This window comes from Gryllotalpicola kribbensis, assembly GCF_039538245.1.
GTDB lineage: Bacteria > Actinomycetota > Actinomycetes > Actinomycetales > Microbacteriaceae > Gryllotalpicola > Gryllotalpicola kribbensis.
The window spans coordinates 218,780-234,836 of record NZ_BAABBX010000016.1 but is presented as its reverse complement, the minus strand read 5'-3'; the positions used below and the strand labels follow the sequence as shown (position 1 = coordinate 234,836).

The following is a 16,057-nucleotide window of genomic DNA, read 5'->3' as shown; positions in this document are numbered from 1 at the left end:
CTTACGCGTCGATGCGGTCGCGCGACAGCGTCTCGGAGTTGTCGATGATGAACTCCTTGCGGGGTGCGACGTCGTTGCCCATGAGCATCTCGAAGATCTTGGCGGCCTGCTCGGCGTCCGAGACGCGCACGCGGCGCAGCATCCGGTGCCGACGATCCATCGTGGTCGACGCGAGCTGGTCGGCGTCCATCTCGCCGAGCCCCTTGTAGCGCTGGATCGGGTCCTTCCACGCGATGTTGCGCTTCTTGAGGTCGGCGAGCACAGCGTTCAGCTCTGCCTGCGAGTAGGTGTAGATCGTCTCGGACGATCGCGAGCCGCGGCCCACCGTCTGCACGCGATGCAGCGGCGGCACGGCGGCGAACACGCGCCCCTCCTCCACCATCGGCCGCATGTAGCGGAAGAACAGCGTCAGCAGCAGGGTGCGGATGTGGGCGCCGTCGACGTCGGCGTCGGACATGATGATGACCTTGCCGTAGCGCGCGGCGTCGAGATCGAAGGTGCGACCAGAGCCGGCGCCGATGACCTGGATGATCGCCGCGCACTCCTGGTTCGAGAGCATGTCCGAGATCGACGCCTTCTGGACGTTGAGGATCTTGCCGCGGATCGGCAGCAGCGCCTGGTACTCGCTGTCGCGCGCGCGCCGTGCCGTGCCGAGCGCCGAGTCGCCCTCGACGATGAACAGCTCGGTCTGCGCGACGTCGGTCGACCGGCAGTCCACGAGCTTCGCAGGCAGCGTCGAGCTCTCGAGCGCGTTCTTGCGCCGCTGCGTCTCTTTGTGGGCGCGCGCGGAGATGCGCGACTTCATCTCGGCGACGAGCTTGTCGAGCAGAACGGATGCCTGCGCCTTGTCGTCCCTCTTGGTGGAGGAGAACCGCTCGCCGAGCCCCTTCGCAAGAACGTTGGCGACGATGTTGCGCACGGCGGGGGTGCCGAGCACCTCCTTCGTCTGGCCCTCGAACTGCGGCTCGGGCAGGCGCACGGTGAGCACGGCGGTGAGCCCGGCGAGCAGGTCGTCCTTCTCGAGCTTCTCGTTCGCCGAGATCTTGAGCCGGCGCGCGTTCTGCTCGAACTGGGCGCGGAAGAACTTCATCAGCCCCTGCTCGAACCCGGTCTGGTGGCTGCCGCCCTTCGGCGTGGCGATGATGTTGACGAAGCTCTTCATCACGGTCTCGTAGCCGGTGCCCCAGCGCATCGCGATGTCGACCTCGCAGGTGCGCTTGATCTCGGTCGGCACCATGTTGCCGTTCTCGTTGAGCACGGGCACCGTCTCGGTGAAGTGGCCCTCGCCCGTGATGCGCCACGTGTCGGTGACCGCGGCATCGGGCGCGAGGAACTCGGCGAACTGCGAGATGCCGCCGTCGAAGTGGAACTCGGCGCGCTCGCCCTCGGGCGTGCGCTGGTCGTCGATGGCGATGCGGATGCCGGGAACGAGGAACGCCGTCTGCCGGGCGCGTGCGATCAGCCCGTCGGGCTGGAAGGAGGCGTCGCGGCCGAAGATCTGCCGGTCGGCCCAGTAGCGGATGCGCGTTCCGGTCTTGCCCTTGGCGACCTTGCCGACGACCCGCAGCTCGCTGCCGGCCACGAAGGGCGTGAAGGGGGCGTCGGGGCGCGGTTCCTTCCCCTTGTCGTCGAACACGCCCGGCTCGCCGCGGTGGAAGCTCATGGCCCAGGTCTTGCCGTCGCGGTCGACCTCGACGTCGAGCCGCTCGGAGAGGGCGTTGACGACCGACGCGCCGACGCCGTGCAGGCCGCCGGAGGCCGAGTACGACCCGCCGCCGAACTTGCCGCCCGCGTGCAGCTTGGTGAAGACCACCTCGACACCCGACAGGCCCGTCTTCGGCTCGATGTCGACCGGGATGCCGCGGGCCTGGTCGCGCACCTCGACGCTGTCGTCGGGGTGCAGCACGACCTCGATCGCGTCGCCGTGCCCGGCGAGCGCCTCGTCGACGGCGTTGTCGATGATCTCCCACAGACAGTGCATGAGACCGCGCTCGTCGGTGGAGCCGATGTACATGCCGGGGCGCTTGCGCACCGCTTCGAGGCCCTCGAGGACCGACAGGTGCCTTGCAGAATAATCCGACGTCGCCACGTGTTCCACCCTATGAACCGCACGCCCGCGAATCCTGACGACACCCTGGCCGCCGCGCGGTACGCCCCCAGCGAAATGCGGGGCACAAGGCACGATTTGTCAGCACCACGTGTTTCACTGGGTTGCAACGACAAGCGGTTCGATACGTAGGAGGTATTCGGAAATGTCGCTCAACACCACTCAGAACGACGACCTCCGGGCGGAGCCGCAGCTGACCGCGGCCGACCGCTGTGACGCGTGCGGCGCCCAGGCGTACGTGCGGGCCACGGTGAACGGAACCGAGCTGCTGTTCTGCGCGCACCACGCGAAGAAGCACCAGCAGAAGCTCGAGGCGATCGCTGAGAGCTGGCACGACGAGTCGGCTCGGCTCCTCGAGGACTCGCGCGCGTAGTCACCCGGAACAGACGTGAGGGCCAGGCGGTATCCGCCTGGCCCTTTCTCTATGCCTCTATGCCTCGAGGTAGCGCCTCGGAACGCGCGCCGCGATGCGCGTCGTGATCTCGTCGCCGAGAGTGCCCGATCGGTCGCCCCACTGGCGCACCGTCTGCTCCCCCTCGGCGCCGGTGCCGAACAGCACGGCCGGGTCGCCCTGTGCGAGCTCGGTGCCGGGCATGACTGCGATGACGAGGTGGTCGCGTTCGACCCGGGTGATCGGATGCTGCACGCCGCGCACCGCGACCGAGCAGGTCCCCGCGACGTTCCTCGGAACGCCGTCGCCGTAGCCGGCGCTCACGAAGGCCTCGGCGTGCTCGTCGCCGAGCTCGCGCACGGCGAGCACCTGAGCCCGCAGCGTCATCACGGGAATGAGGCCGATCTCGCTCGGGGTGACGCCGTCGAACGAGGGGATGCCCCAGCAGTGGCCGCCCATCCGCACCAGGTCGAGGCGCACGTCCTCGCGGCGCAGGCCCGCCGAGCTCGCGGCGAGGTGCCGCACGTCGATCGAGGCGCCGAGCTCGCGGGCGACCGCGACGCCGTCGAGGAAGCGCTGGAGGGCACGTGTGTCCTCGTCCTCAGAGGCCTCGGCGATATGGGTCCACGCGGCGAAGGTGCGCACGAGGCCGTCACGCTCGGCGGCGACGGCCGCCGTGACGAGCGCCGGCCAGTCCGCAGCGGTCGCGCCATTGCGGTGCAGCCCCGTGTCGAGCTTCAGGTGCAGGCGCGGGGGCACGAAGCCTTCTGCGCCGGCGAGGCGCCGCGAGGCATCCGTCACCTCGGTGAGCTCGGCGAGGCTCGAGACGCCGAGGTCGACGCGCGCGCGGATCGCCTCTGTGAAATCCTGCCCGGGCGGATAGAGCCACGACAGCACGGTGACGTCGTCGCCGATGCCGGAGGCCCGCAGCTCGAGGGCGGTGTCGAGGTCGAGTGCGCCGATCGACCGGATGCCGCTCGCGACCGCCTGGCGGGCGACGGGCACGCGCCCGTGCCCGTAGGCATCGGCCTTGACGACGACCATGAGCTCGGCGGGTGCGACGGTGCGACGCAGATGGGTGATGTTCTTGTCGAGCGCGCCGAGGTCGATGACGGCTTCGACGAGCGGTGCGGTCACTGCCTCTCCCCCGCGGTCGTGTCGGTTCCGGCTGCATACCGCAGCGGCCGCGCGCTCAGCCTGGTGGTGATCTCGGCGCTGTGGGTGCCCAGTCTCCGCGCGTGCTCGTGCGCAGTCGGCTCACCCCGGCGTGCGTCGCCGAGCACGGTCACCTCTGTGCCGAGCGGCGGGGCGACGACGTCGCCCAGATCGAGCATGAACGCGTCCATGGCGACGCGCCCCGCGATCTCGTGGCGGGCACCGCCGACGGATGCCTCCACCCGATTGCCCGCGGCGCGCGAGATGCCGTCGGCGTAGCCGAGCGTCACGAGAGCCAGCGTCGATTCGCTGCGAGTGCGATACGTGTAGCCGTAGCTCACGCCCTCGTCGGCGCCGACGCGCTTCGTCGCGGCGATCGGCGCCCACAGGCGCATCACCGGGCGGAAGTCGGGCGCCGGCTCGCCGTCGTCCTCGCTGACGCCGAAGAGCTCGGCGCCCACGACGGGGAACGCGGAATCCGTGATCGCCGCAATCCCTCGCAGCGCCGCGTCGGTGCGGGCGTCATCGAGCTCGGCGGGCGCGAGGCCGGGGCGGCCCTCGCCCGTCTCCTCCGCCAGCACGACTCCCGTCACACCGCCGTCGGCGGCGCGCTCGTACTCGGCGAGCGAGTGCACGCGTGGCGCGACTCCCAGCTGCGCCGCACGGCGGAAGTCGTCGTCGGCGGCGTGCTGGGTGGTGACGATGAGCGACTCGGGCGCGAGTGCGCGAACGCGCTCGGCCTCGTCGAGACGCGCGACGACGAGGGCCTGCGCGCCGAGGCCGACGAGCGCAGGGACCACGACGTCGAGGCCGTGCCCCCAGGCATCCGCCCCGACATCGGCGAAAAGCGGCGCGCCGGTCAGCTCGCGGAATTGGGCGACGTTGGCGGCCAGCACCTCGAGGTCGATCTCAGCCTGGCGGAACGGGACGGGCCGCGTCATGCGGCGGCGTCCACAGCGACGCCGATGCCGCGCACGAGGTGCTCGCGCGCCTGACGCGCGACGGCGTCGATCTCGGCATGGGCCGCGCCGGTCTCGTACTTCTCGCCGCGTCGCGCCGTCGCGACCGTGAGCAGGTGGTCGGCGAGCGCGGGGTTGAGCGCGAGCACGGGGCCGTGGAGGTGCGTGCCGATCGCGTTCCCGCTGATCGCTCCCTCGACCTTTCCGTCGTCACCGCGGCCGGTGACCACGCGCCCGAGCGGGCGCTGATCGTGCAGAGTGACCGAGACGGCCTGGTTCTCGACACCCACGAGGCGGCCCGCGATCTCGGAGTCGACGACGAACGCGTCGGTCACCGTTCGCTCGGCACGGGGCTGCGTGGTCGTCGCGAACACGCCGGCACCCTCGATGCGGGTGCCGTCGGGAAGAGTCAGGGAACGGCCGAGCAGGTGGAAGCCCGCGTTCACGGCGATCATCGCGACGCCCGCGTCGGCCCAGGCACGCAGCTGCGGGCCGATCACGGGCAGGTCGCTGCCCACGACGGCCTGGGCCGAGGTCGGCCCGGTGCCGATCGACACGAAGTCGACGTCGTCGGGCAGCGGCTCTCCGGGCTCGTGGCCGACGACGACCAGGCCAAGGCCCGCGAGCTCGGCACGGCGCTTCAGCACCGCGGCGTTGCCCATGTCGCCGTTCATCATGAGGTGGCCCGGGTAGAGCTCGAGCAGGGTCAGCGCACTCATGCGGCTCCGGCCTCCAGGTCGCGGTAGCCCAGGTACTTGCGGGCCAGCATCATCTGGTCGTAGTCGAGGATCAGCGTGTGGCGACCGGATGCCGGGCGGGGGCCGTCGAGCATCGCCTGCAGCGCCTTCTCTGTCGACGTCTCGACGTGGTCGTACGGAACGCCCGCGTAGTGCAGACGCAACCCGATGAAGACGGCCTTGGGGCCCGAGACGTAGTCGACGCGGTGCAGCGCCGACAGGTCGGCTGCGTAGAGCCAGGACGGATCGCGGCTGTGCTCGTCGAACGCGATCATGACCGAGTCGGGCGTGCCGTCGAGCGCGTCGAGGTTCATCTGCAGGCTCGCGAGCGACTTCATCAGCAGGATCTCGACCTCGCGGTCGCCGACCGTGATGGTCTCGCCACGGCCATAGACCGTCTTCATGCTCTGCAGCGCGGTGACGGCTTCGTCCAGCGAGAACTCGGCGCCGAGAGCGGCCTCCGACAGGGTCAGCGCGCCTGCGGCATCCACCGCGTTGTGCAGGCCGCGCGCAGACAGCCGGATGCTGTGCGCCTCGCCGCGGAAGGAGATCTCGGTGGTCGCCCCTTCGAAGGCCACGACCTCGGCGGTCACCTCGCGCAGCGCGCGCGGCGCGCCCTCGTTCGCGTAGTCGCGCGCCACCACCAGGCCGTGCGGCGCGGACTCGAGCACGGCGGGCGCCGTGCCGAACCACTCGACCGTCAGCCGACCCTCGTCGGCGAGCCGGTCGCCGAGCGTCGAGAGGAAGTTGTCCTCGCGGTTCAGCACGATCGTCTCGGTCACCTCCGCCGCGATGTCGCGGAACATGCCGGCGACGCGCTCGGGCTCGAAGAGACGGTAGATCTGGTCGATCTGCACGTTCAGGATCACGGCGGCGCGGGGCTTCAGGGCACGGCAGATCACCTTGCCGTATGCCTCGTCGACCTCGATGATGCCGATGTCGTGCGGCAGCTTCCCGGTCAGCGACACCTGGCCGAGCAGCGACGAGGCCACACCCTGGGGCATGTTCGCGCCGCTCGGGTTGGTGAACACCTTGAGGCCATGGGCGCGGGCGATCCCCGTCACCATGTTCGTCGTCGTCGATTTGCCGTTGGAGCCCAGCACGACGACCACGCCGTGCGACAGCTGCCCGATGACGTCGTCGATGAAGTTCGGCGCGAGCTTCATCACGAACCAGCCCGGGAAGGCGGAGCCGCCGCCGCGTAGCCGCGTCACGACGCGCAGGAGCTTGCCGAGCAGGATCGGCAGGACGAGCTTGAAGCGCACCGGCTTACTCGAGGTAGTCGCGCAGCGACTGCGACCGCGACGGGTGACGCAGCTTGGCCATGGTCTTCGACTCGATCTGGCGGATCCGCTCGCGGGTCACGCCGAAGGTGTCGCCGATCTGGTCGAGCGTCTTCGGCTGGCCGTCGCCGAGGCCGAAGCGCATGCGGATGACGCCCGCCTCGCGCTCGGAGAGCGAGTCGAGCAGGCTCTCGAGCTGCTTCTGCAGCATCGTGAAGCCCACGGCGTCGGCCGGCACGACCGCCTCGGTGTCCTCGATGAGGTCGCCGAACTCGCTGTCGCCGTCTTCGCCGAGCGGGGTGTGCAGCGAGATCGGCTCGCGGCCGTACTTCTGCACCTCGACGACCTTCTCGGGCGTCATGTCGAGCTCGCGGCTCAGCTCTTCGGGCGTGGGCTCGCGGCCCAGGTCCTGCAGCATCTGGCGCTGCACGCGGGCGAGTTTGTTGATGACCTCGACCATGTGCACCGGAATACGGATCGTGCGCGCCTGGTCGGCCATGGCGCGGGTGATCGCCTGGCGGATCCACCACGTGGCGTACGTCGAGAACTTGAAGCCCTTGGTGTAGTCGAACTTCTCGACCGCGCGGATGAGGCCGAGGTTCCCTTCCTGGATCAGGTCGAGGAACTGCATGCCGCGGCCGGTGTAGCGCTTGGCGAGCGAGACGACGAGTCGCAGGTTCGCGCCGAGCAGGTGGCTCTTGGCGCGCTGGCCGTCGCGAGCGACCCAGGAGAGCTCGCGACCCAGCTGGGTGCGCTTCTCCTTGTCGTCCATGTGCGAGAGCTTCTCTTCGGCGAACAGCCCGGCCTCGATGCGCATCGCGAGCTCGACCTCCTGCTCGGCGTTGAGCAGCGCGACCTTTCCGATCTGCTTGAGGTAGTCCTTGACGGGGTCCGCAGTGGCGCCCGTGATGGTCGTCGAGTAGACGGGGACCTCGTCGTCCTCGTCGGCTGCGCGCAGCACGATGGCGCCGGTGGGCAGCGGCTCGGTCATCTCAGGAGCGGCCGGCTTGCCCTCCGTGTCCTCGGACTCCTCGCCCTCCTCGGTGCTCGCAGCGGTGTCGGTGTCGGCCGCGGTCTCGGCGTCCGCCTCGGCCTCGACGACGTCGCCGTCTTCGAGCTCCTCATCGACGGCCTCGTCCTCGCCGACCTCGTCGGTCGCGGCGGCCTTCTTGGTGCTGGCGCGCTTCGTGGCCGTCGCCGTCTTCGCGGCGCCGGTCTTCTTGGCGGCGGTCTTGCGCGCGGCCGGCTTCTTGGCAGGGGCGGTCTCTTCGACCTCGGGAGCCTCGGGTGCGGCGGTCTTGGGAGCCATGGTGGTCCACCTTCCGTCCGTATTGCGGACATTACAAAGGCCCATGTCAAGTCCGGGTGGTGACGACGCCGCTGTCATTCAGCTGGCGCCCCGCGAACATGAACGGGTCCTGAAGTTCAAGTATGACACAGGCCCCGGGTGCCGAGCATCAGCCTCGCGCAGCCTTCCGACGGGCCCAAGCGTCATTGAATGCAACCCAGATCGGGGCCACGCGTATTCCCTCTTCGTCCAACATCCGCCGGCGCGTGCGGCGCCGCGAGCGGATGACGCCGACGGTGCCGACGCCGAGCACCACGAAGACGATGAGGAACGCCACCCGGAAGGACGACAGCGAGTACAGCGGCTGCCCGAAATGCGAGTTCGCGAGGTCGAGCAGTGAGCCGATCACGTAGATCATGACGAAGCTCGCGCTGAAGCCGCCGACGTTCACGACTCCGTTGGCCGAGCCGAGCGCGTGCAAGGGGTTCGAGGTGCGGGCGAAGTCGAAGCCGACCGCCGAGCCGGGGCCGCCGACGCCGATCAGCACGAGCATGACGAGCACGACGGCTAGGGGCGGCCTGCCGGGCCAGAGCAGCATGACCGCCCAGATCACCGCCATCGCCCCGACGACCATGAGGACGATGTTCGAGCGGCGCAGAGGATGGCGCCCGGTGAGCACGCCGAGGAACGGGCCGACGACCATTCCCGCGATCACGGGGACGACGAGCAGAACGGATGCCTCGGACCGCGGGTACCCGAGGCCGAAGACGAGATACGGCAGGCCCCACATCAGCGTGAACATCGTCATGGGGCTCATCGTCACGAAGTGCGACCAGAACCCGAGCTGCGTGCCGGGGCGGCGCAGGCTCTCGCCCAGTTGGCGCAGCGACTGGGTCCAGCTCTCGGGGCGCGGCCCCTCCTGCGCGTCCGCGGGCCGGTCGACGACCAGGATCGAGACGAGCACGAGGCCGAGAACGACGAAGCCGGCCGCGGAGAGGAACGCGGGAGTCCACCCCTGTTCGTGCAGCAGCGCAGCGAACGGCACGGCGGAGAGGACCTGGCCGAGCTGGCCGGCGTTGCTGACCCATTGGACGGCCACCGGCACGGTCGGCCCGGGGAACCAGGAGCTGACGAGCCGGATGACCGAGAGGAAGATCGTCGCGTCACCGGCGCCGACGAAGACCCGCCCCACGATCGCATCGCCGATGTTCGGCGAAAGCGCCACGACGATCTGCCCGACGGCCATGAGCCCGAGGCCGCCGATCATCATGCGGCGCGGGCCGAAGCGGTCGAGGAGCACGCCGAAGGGGATCTGCGCGCCCGCGTAGACGACGAGCTGCAGCACCGCGAGCATCGACAGCACCGCGGCATTCGCGTGGAAGCGCTCTGTCGCCGAGACGCCGGCGACGCCGATGGTGGTGCGCTGCGTGATCGCCACCAGATACGCGACGAGCCCGGTCGCATAGACCAGGGCTCCGCGGCGGCTCACTCAGTCAAGGCTATCGCCTGCGTCGTCGTTGCCGTGACGGCGCTGGTGCGCCAGGAACTGCTCGAGCTCGGCCGCGATCTCGTCAGCGGTCGGCAGGTTCCCGGCATCCCCCATGCCGCGCTTCACCGGGTTGTCCTGCATATAGGTGTCGTGACGCTCTTCGAGGGCGCCGACGAGGCGCTCGAGCTCGGCGTTGCTCTGCACCTGCTCATTGATGTTGGCGATGAAGTCGTTGTCATCGGCGCGCAGGAAGTCCGTCGGGAAGACGAGCCCGGTCGACGCGGCGATGCTCTGCAATGCGGTGATGAGCGCCGCCGGGTACTCGGTGTCGCCGAGATAGTGCGGGACAAGAACGATGAAGCCCGTCGTCGGGTGGTTCCGCTCGGTGAGGCGGTACTCGATCAGGTGCATCGCGGTCGCCGGCGCCTGCGTTCGCGGGCGCCACACCGACAGCTGCTCGATGAGCTCGGCGTTGTTGCCGCTGACGGTGACCGACAGCGGTCGTGTATGAGGCACCGGCATCGGGATGGCATGCACCCACGTCGTGCTCGCCACCTCGAGGGTCTCGACGAGGCCGACGACCGCGGCACTGAACGCTTCCCATTCGAAGTCGGGCTCGTAGCCGTGCAGGAACAGGAACGGGCGGCCGACCTCGTCGTCGACGAGGTAGAGCGCGAGCTTCGGCGGCGCGTACTCGGTCAGGTGGTCCTGCTCGAACTGGATGGTCGGCCGGCGTGCCCGGTAGTCGAGCAGGATGTCGTTGTCGAACAGAGCGACCAGCTCGTGATGCGGCAGGTTCTCGAGGGTGTAGGCGCCCAGCTGCGACACCGCCCCGCCGGCGTCGGCGAACCCGGTGAGACCGGCGACGAGCGGCAGCCCGGCCGGCACGTCCATGGCGGCGGCGGTGAGCTCGTAAAGTTCCCGGGGGTTGCGCATCCTTCAACTTTATTCGCGGTGCGCACGCGACTCGGGGAGCGTCGTGATGCCGAGAGCGAACAGCCCCAGAGGCGGTCGATAAGGTTCTGGCATGACCGCAGCCGAGCTCACCGTTGTTCCTGAGGTGGCCGCCGCCGACGCCGAGATCCTGGTGTTCGCCGCGACGGCCGACAAGCCCAGCCCCGCCCTTGTGGCCCCCCTGCTGGCCCCCGAGCTGGCCGAGGCGGTGAGCGCGCAGCTGCCGCTCATCGGCTTCACCGGCGGCGCCGACGAGCTGGCGCGCGTCGCGGTCGACGGCCGGCCCTACGCCGTCATCGGCGTCGGGAAGAAGGCCACTGCCGACACCCTGAGGAGCGCGGCAGGCTCGGCCGTCCGCCAGCTGGCCGGCGCGGCATCCGTCGCCCTCGCGCTCACCGACGACGACGCGCTGCTGCCCGCCGTGCTGACGGGCGCGGCGTTGGGGTCGTACGCCTACGACGCGTACCGCTTCGCGAGCAAGGCCGCGCAGAAGGCGCCGGTCGAGCGCATCCAGGTGGTGAGCGGCGTGACGGATGCCTCTGCCGCTGTCGCCCGTGCCAAGGTGGAGGCCTCGGCCGTCGCCCTCGTGAAGGACCTCTTCAATCAGCCGCCGCTCGACCTCTACCCCGAGACGTTCGTGCACGCGGCCCAAGAGGCGGTCGGCCACCTGCCGGTCGACGTGCGAGTGTGGGACGAGCAGGCGCTCGCCGATGAGGGCTTCGGGGGCATCCTCGGCGTCGGTCAGGGCTCGAGCCGGCCGCCGCGCCTCGCAAAGCTGAGCTACGCGCCCGACGGCGCGGCGGCGCACGTCGCGCTCGTCGGCAAGGGCATCACCTTCGACTCCGGCGGCCTGTCGCTCAAGCCGCCGACGGGAATGATCGGCATGAAGGGCGACATGACGGGTGCGGCCGTCGCGCTCGCAGCACTGCGCGCCGTCGCCGAGCTGCAGCTGCCGGTGCGGGTCACGGCCTGGCTCTGCCTCGCCGAGAACATGCCGTCGGGCACCGCGATCCGCCCGGGCGACGTGCTGCGCATTCGCGGCGGGAAGACGGTCGAGGTGCTCAACACCGATGCCGAAGGACGTCTCGTGATGGCCGACGGCCTCGTCGCGGCGAGCGAGGAGCAGCCCGACCAGATCATCGACGTCGCGACGTTGACCGGAGCCAAGGTCACGGCCCTCGGCGTGCGCTATTCCGCGGTGATGGGCGACGACGAGCTCGTCGCCGAGCTGCGGGAAGCCGCGGCCGAGACCGGCGAGCTGTTCTGGCCGATGCCGCTGCCTGATGAGCTGCGCGCCACGATCAACTCCGGCCTCGCCGACATCGCCAATGCGAACCCCGGCGTCCCCGCCGGCGGCATGCTGCTCGCCGGAATCTTCCTGCGCGAGTTCGTCGGTGCGCAGGCCGACGGCGACGACGCCGCCCGCATTCCGTGGGCGCACCTCGACATCGCCGGCTCAGAGGAGAACAAGGGCGGCGCGTACGGGTTCACCGGCAAGGGCGGAACGGGCGTGGCCGTGCGCCTGCTCGTGCGCCACGCGGAACGCCTCGCCGCCGGCGCAAAGGCGTGACGCTAGAGTCGCCTGCCGTGGCAGACCACACCTTCGACCTCGTCGTCCTCGGCGGCGGCAGCGGGGGCTACGCCGCAGCACTGCGCGCCGCCGAGCTCGGCTCGCGCGTCGCTGTGATCGAGAAGGACAAGGTCGGCGGCACCTGCCTGCATCGGGGGTGCGTTCCGACGAAGGCTCTGCTGCACAGCGCAGAGGTCGCCGACGCCGCTCGTGAGGCAGAGAAGTACGGCGTCCTCGTCAGCACGGAGGGCGTCGACGCCGAGCGTCTCGCCACCTACCGCGACAGCGTGGTGGCTCGGAAGTTCAAGGGTCTGCAGAGCCTCATCGGGGCACGCGGCATCACGGTGGTGGAAGGCGAGGGGCGGCTCGTCTCCCCCACGTCGGTCGCCGTCGGCGCCGAGGTCTACACGGGCCGCAACGTCGTCCTCGCCACGGGAGCTTCCCCGCGCCGTCTGCCGGGTCTCGAGCTCGGCGGGCGGGTGATCACGAGTGACGAGGCGCTGCGGCTCGACAGCATCCCCCGCAGCGTCGTCGTCCTCGGCGGCGGGGTGATCGGGGTCGAGTTCGCGAGCCTCTGGCGGTCGTTCGGCGCCGAGGTCACCATCGTCGAGGCCCTGCCCCACCTGCTTCCCGCCGAAGACGAGGCGATCAGCAAGGGGCTCGAGCGCGCTTTCCGGCGCCGCGAGATCGACTTCCGCCTCGGTGTGCCGCTGCGCGGCGTCGAGCAGACGGACGCCGGCGTGCAGCTCGTCCTTGAGAACGGCGACTCCATCGAGGCGGAGCTTCTGCTCGTCGCGATCGGCCGCGGCCCCGTGACCGCGGGGCTCGGGCTCGAAGACATCGGCGTGCAGCTCGATGGCGGTTTCGTGGTCACGGACGATCGGCTGCGGACATCCGTGCCCGGCGTGTACGCCGTCGGCGACGTCGTCGCCGGGCCGCAGCTCGCCCACCGCGGATTCCAGCACGGCGTGTTCGTCGCCGAGGAGATCGCCGGGCTCTCGCCCGTCGCGATCGACGACGCGCTCATTCCGCGTGTGGCGTACTGCAGCCCCGAGGTCGCGTCGGTCGGGCTCACCGAGGCGGCTGCCGTGGCGCGATACGGTGCGAGCGCGATCTCGTCGTACGAATACAGCCTCTCCGGAAACGCGCGCAGCGAGATCCTGGGCACCAACGGCGTCGTGAAGATGGTGCGCGTGACCGGCGGCGCCGTCGTCGGAGTCCACCTGATTGGCGCGCGGGTGGGCGAGCTCATCGGCGAGGCTCAGCTCGCCGTCGGCTGGGACGCGTACCCCGAGGACGTCGCGCCCTTCATCCATGCCCACCCGACGCAGAACGAGGCGCTCGGCGAGGCATTCCTCAAGCTCGCGGGCAAGCCGCTGCACGCACTGTGAGCCCACAACGTGGCAATAAGCTAGTTCTCAACTGAAGGTCTAAGGAGACAGTCTCATGAGCGAATCCGTCAGCCTCCCGGCACTCGGCGAGAGTGTCACAGAAGGCACGGTTACCCGCTGGCTCAAGAACGTCGGCGACCGCGTCGAAGTCGATGAGCCCCTGCTGGAGGTGTCGACCGACAAGGTCGACACCGAGATCCCCTCGCCGGTCGCCGGCGTGATCGAGGCGATCCTCGTGCAGGAGGATGAGACGGTCGAGGTCGGCACCGCCCTCGTGACGATCGGCGACGGCAGCGGTGCCGCCGCCCCGGCCGAGGCCCCTGAGGCGCCTGCCGCCGCTCCTGAGCCCGTCGCCGCCCCCGAGCCCGCACCGGCGCCGGCTCCTGAGCCCGCACCGGCCCCCGCGGCCGCACCGGCCCCCGCTCCCGCCCCGGCACCTGCGCCGCAGCCCGCCGCCGCGACGCCCGCAGCAGCGCCTGAGCCCGCCGCGGCCCCGCAGCCCGCCGCTCCCGCGCCGGCCCCCGCCCCCGCCGCAGGTGGCTCCCACGCCGGCAGCGGCTATGTGACTCCGATCGTGCGCAAGATCGCCAGCGAGCAGGGTGTCGACCTGGGCTCGGTCACGGGCACCGGCGTCGGCGGCCGCATCCGCAAGGAGGACGTGCTCAACGCCGCCTCCGGCGCGGGCGCGGCAGCGCCCGCTGCTCCCGCGGCTCCGGCACCCCTCGAGGTCTCACCGCTGCGCGGCACCTCGGTGCAGGCATCCCGCCTCACCAAGGTCATGTCGCAGCGTGCCGTCGAGTCGATGCAGCAGACCGCCCAGCTGACGACCGTCGTGAAGGTCGACGTCACCAAGGTCGCTGCTCTGCGCGACCGGGTGAAGGCCGACTTCCAGGCGAAGACCGGCAACAAGCTGTCCTTCCTGCCCTTCTTCGCGAAGGCGGCGCTCGAGGCCCTGCAGGTCTACCCGATCATCAACTCCACCTTCGACGGCGAGACGATCAACTACCCGGCCACCGAGAACCTGGCGATCGCGGTCGACACCGAACGCGGCCTGCTCACGCCGGTCATCAAGGACGCCAGCTCGCTCGACATCGCGGGCCTGGCCGCGCAGATCGCCGATCTCGCCGGGCGCACGCGTGAGAACAAGCTGAAGCCCGACGAGCTGGCCGGGGGCACCTTCACCCTGACCAACACCGGGTCGCGCGGCGCTCTGTTCGACACGCCGGTCGTCTTCCTGCCCCAGTCGGCGATCCTCGGCACGGGCATCGTCGTCAAGGAGCCGACGGTGATCAAGGCCGACGGCCAGGACGTCATCGCGATCCGCTCGATCGTGTACCTCGCCCTGTCGTACGACCACCGCACGATCGCCGGCGCCGACGCGGCGCGCTACCTCGGCGCGGTCAAGGCGCGCCTCGAAGAGGCGGCGTTCGAGGGCGACCTCGGCATCTAGTTCTCATAGAGCTGTCTCAGCCTCCAACCGGCCTCGGTCCTCATCAGCAGGGCCGAGGCCGGTTGCGTTCTGCGGTCGCTCGGCGTGAGAGCGATGAGCGCAGAGTCGCCCGAGCGCTCGAGAAGCGACGGGGCGAGCCCGGCGAGCGGGCGCGCAGGCCGCGACAGATCGGATGCCTGACCGTCGGCGACGTCGGCGAGACACCTCGCCTGCTCGCGGGCGCTCAGGGTGAGGCAGTGGTCTCTTCGGGCGAGCAGCACGGGGGTGGCAGCGACGGGGTCGTCCGCCTGAAGCTCGGGGTCCGCAGAGGGAGTCGGGGACGCAGTCGCGGCGGCGCTCTCGTCGGCGGTCGCGCTCGGCGTTCCCGGCGTCGCCGTTGGCGCGCTGCGTGTTGACGCGCCGTCGGGGAGCAGGACGACGGCAGCGCACGTCAGCGCGGCCGCCGCGCCGCAGGCGATGGCGAGAAGCCGCGCCCTTCCGTGCAGCCGGGCGAGCAGCGCGCCGGCGCGCTTCCGCACGTCCGCGACGGGCCCGGCGAGCAGAGCCGCCGGCCCTGCGTCGAACGCCTCGAGGAGCACCGAGCTGCTCGGGCGGCGGTGCGCCGCACCGTGCCGCCGCACGGTCAGCGGCGACGCTGCGCGCTCGGCGGGCCCTGCCACCTCGAGCCGCACAGGTTCCGGCTCGGCGAGATCGAACAGCGCCTCTTCCAGCCGATCGACACTCTGCTCGCTCTCGCCCGCGGTAAGCGTCGCAAGCGCCAGCCCGAGGCCCACGTGCGCGGGCCCGAGCGCCCCGGCTGCGCGGCCGTGCGCGATGAGCCCGAGCCGGTCGGCGAGGGCGGCGAGTTCGCGCCAATCGTTCGCCATGCCTTGGGCGCCCGCCAGCACCGTCTCGTTCAGACGGTCGAGGCCGAGCACGACCGGGCGGCCGTCGCCGTCGAAGCGCAAAGTGTCTTCTGCGAGCGACACGCCGCAATAGCCCGCCGCATGCAGCGCAGCGACCGCGCGAGCGGCGCCGATGACGGTGGTCACCGCCTCGCCAGGTGACAGACGGCGGCGCCCGGCGAGGAGCGCGCCGAGCGTCGGCCCCGTCACCTCCTCGAGGAGGAGCTCGTGCCGCTCCCCCAGCACCGTCACATCGAGCACGCGGGGCAGGTGCTCGCTCGAGGCGGCGAGGAGCGCCGCCGCGCGGCGCCCGAACGAGGTCGCCGAGAGCTCGGCGGTGGCATCCGTCATACCCTCGATCCTGATGGGGCCGACAAGCGCACCGCCGGGCCACACCCC

General features: G+C 70.6%; 13 protein-coding genes. 4 read left to right on the top strand and 9 right to left on the bottom strand.

Features of this window, described 5'->3' with window-relative positions; genetic code table 11:
* Nucleotide 1 precedes the first annotated feature (1 nt).
* Complete coding sequence (locus tag ABD716_RS13440) at nt 2-2,089, bottom strand: DNA gyrase/topoisomerase IV subunit B (protein ID WP_344777704.1); 2,088 nt, start codon at nt 2,087-2,089, stop codon at nt 2-4.
* A gap of 163 nt (nt 2,090-2,252) precedes the next feature.
* On the opposite strand from ABD716_RS13440, the gene ABD716_RS13435 reads away from it, so the two are divergent.
* Entirely contained in the window at nt 2,253-2,480 is a 228-nt protein-coding gene (locus ABD716_RS13435; protein ID WP_344777702.1) for a DUF7455 domain-containing protein, read from the top strand.
* Between the two features lie 57 nt (nt 2,481-2,537).
* Here ABD716_RS13435 and ABD716_RS13430 read toward each other — a convergent pair whose 3' ends face one another.
* From ABD716_RS13430 to ABD716_RS13400, 7 genes are all read right to left on the bottom strand, one after another.
* Complete coding sequence (locus ABD716_RS13430) at nt 2,538-3,635, bottom strand: alanine racemase (protein ID WP_344777701.1); 1,098 nt, start codon at nt 3,633-3,635, stop codon at nt 2,538-2,540.
* Nucleotides 3,632-4,594: an alanine racemase gene (locus ABD716_RS13425; protein ID WP_344777699.1), complete on the bottom strand. Its 963-nt coding sequence runs from the start codon at nt 4,592-4,594 to the stop codon at nt 3,632-3,634. Before ABD716_RS13425 ends, ABD716_RS13430 begins: the two co-directional genes overlap by 4 nt.
* Nucleotides 4,591-5,331, bottom strand: coding sequence for a type 1 glutamine amidotransferase (locus ABD716_RS13420; protein ID WP_344777697.1), 741 nt, complete (start codon nt 5,329-5,331; stop codon nt 4,591-4,593). The genes ABD716_RS13425 and ABD716_RS13420 overlap by 4 nt, the downstream gene beginning before the upstream one ends.
* A complete protein-coding gene (locus tag ABD716_RS13415; protein WP_344777695.1) occupies nt 5,328-6,614 on the bottom strand; it encodes a Mur ligase family protein in 1,287 nt (428 codons plus the stop codon). The genes ABD716_RS13420 and ABD716_RS13415 overlap by 4 nt, the downstream gene beginning before the upstream one ends.
* Before the next feature lie 4 nt (nt 6,615-6,618).
* Nucleotides 6,619-7,941 carry an RNA polymerase sigma factor gene (locus tag ABD716_RS13410; RefSeq protein WP_344777693.1) on the bottom strand — a complete coding sequence of 441 codons (1,323 nt, stop codon included), beginning with the start codon at nt 7,939-7,941 and terminating at the stop codon, nt 6,619-6,621.
* A 148-nt stretch (nt 7,942-8,089) separates the two neighbouring features.
* The gene (locus ABD716_RS13405) at nt 8,090-9,409 is read right to left on the bottom strand and encodes an MFS transporter (RefSeq protein WP_344777691.1); all 1,320 of its coding nucleotides are present in this window, start codon (nt 9,407-9,409) and stop codon (nt 8,090-8,092) included.
* Nucleotides 9,410-10,345, bottom strand: coding sequence for a proteasome assembly chaperone family protein (locus tag ABD716_RS13400; RefSeq protein WP_344777689.1), 936 nt, complete (start codon nt 10,343-10,345; stop codon nt 9,410-9,412). It lies immediately after the preceding gene.
* Nucleotides 10,346-10,436: 91 nt separating this feature from the next.
* Between ABD716_RS13400 and ABD716_RS13395 the strand changes: the two genes are divergently transcribed.
* From ABD716_RS13395 to sucB, 3 genes are read left to right on the top strand one after another with little or no spacing between them, the layout of a single operon-like run.
* A complete protein-coding gene (locus ABD716_RS13395; RefSeq protein WP_344777687.1) occupies nt 10,437-11,933 on the top strand; it encodes a leucyl aminopeptidase in 1,497 nt (498 codons plus the stop codon).
* Nucleotides 11,934-11,950: 17 nt separating this feature from the next.
* The gene (gene lpdA / locus ABD716_RS13390) at nt 11,951-13,324 is read left to right on the top strand and encodes a dihydrolipoyl dehydrogenase (RefSeq protein WP_344777685.1); all 1,374 of its coding nucleotides are present in this window, start codon (nt 11,951-11,953) and stop codon (nt 13,322-13,324) included.
* A gap of 55 nt (nt 13,325-13,379) precedes the next feature.
* A complete protein-coding gene (gene sucB / locus ABD716_RS13385; RefSeq protein WP_344777684.1) occupies nt 13,380-14,774 on the top strand; it encodes a 2-oxoglutarate dehydrogenase, E2 component, dihydrolipoamide succinyltransferase in 1,395 nt (464 codons plus the stop codon).
* Here sucB and ABD716_RS13380 read toward each other — a convergent pair.
* Nucleotides 14,771-16,009 (bottom strand): serine/threonine-protein kinase, encoded by a 1,239-nt coding sequence (locus ABD716_RS13380; RefSeq protein ID WP_344777682.1) that lies wholly within the window; start codon nt 16,007-16,009, stop codon nt 14,771-14,773. The two genes, sucB and ABD716_RS13380, sit on opposite strands and share 4 nt — an antisense overlap.
* Between the last annotated feature and the right edge of the window lie 48 nt (nt 16,010-16,057).

Bases quoted from the DNA above. Each gene is read 5' to 3' on its own strand.
- sucB (WP_344777684.1), top strand. From the start codon at position 13,380: ATGAGCGAATCCGTCAGCCTCCCGGCACTCGGCGAGAGTGTCACAGAA.
- ABD716_RS13395 (WP_344777687.1), top strand. From the start codon at position 10,437: ATGACCGCAGCCGAGCTCACCGTTGTTCCTGAGGTGGCCGCCGCCGAC.
- ABD716_RS13435 (WP_344777702.1), top strand. From the start codon at position 2,253: ATGTCGCTCAACACCACTCAGAACGACGACCTCCGGGCGGAGCCGCAG.
- ABD716_RS13400 (WP_344777689.1), bottom strand. From the start codon at position 10,345: ATGCGCAACCCCCGGGAACTTTACGAGCTCACCGCCGCCGCCATGGAC.
- ABD716_RS13380 (WP_344777682.1), bottom strand. From the start codon at position 16,009: ATGACGGATGCCACCGCCGAGCTCTCGGCGACCTCGTTCGGGCGCCGC.
- ABD716_RS13420 (WP_344777697.1), bottom strand. From the start codon at position 5,331: ATGAGTGCGCTGACCCTGCTCGAGCTCTACCCGGGCCACCTCATGATG.
- ABD716_RS13410 (WP_344777693.1), bottom strand. From the start codon at position 7,941: ATGGCTCCCAAGACCGCCGCACCCGAGGCTCCCGAGGTCGAAGAGACC.
- ABD716_RS13425 (WP_344777699.1), bottom strand. From the start codon at position 4,594: ATGACGCGGCCCGTCCCGTTCCGCCAGGCTGAGATCGACCTCGAGGTG.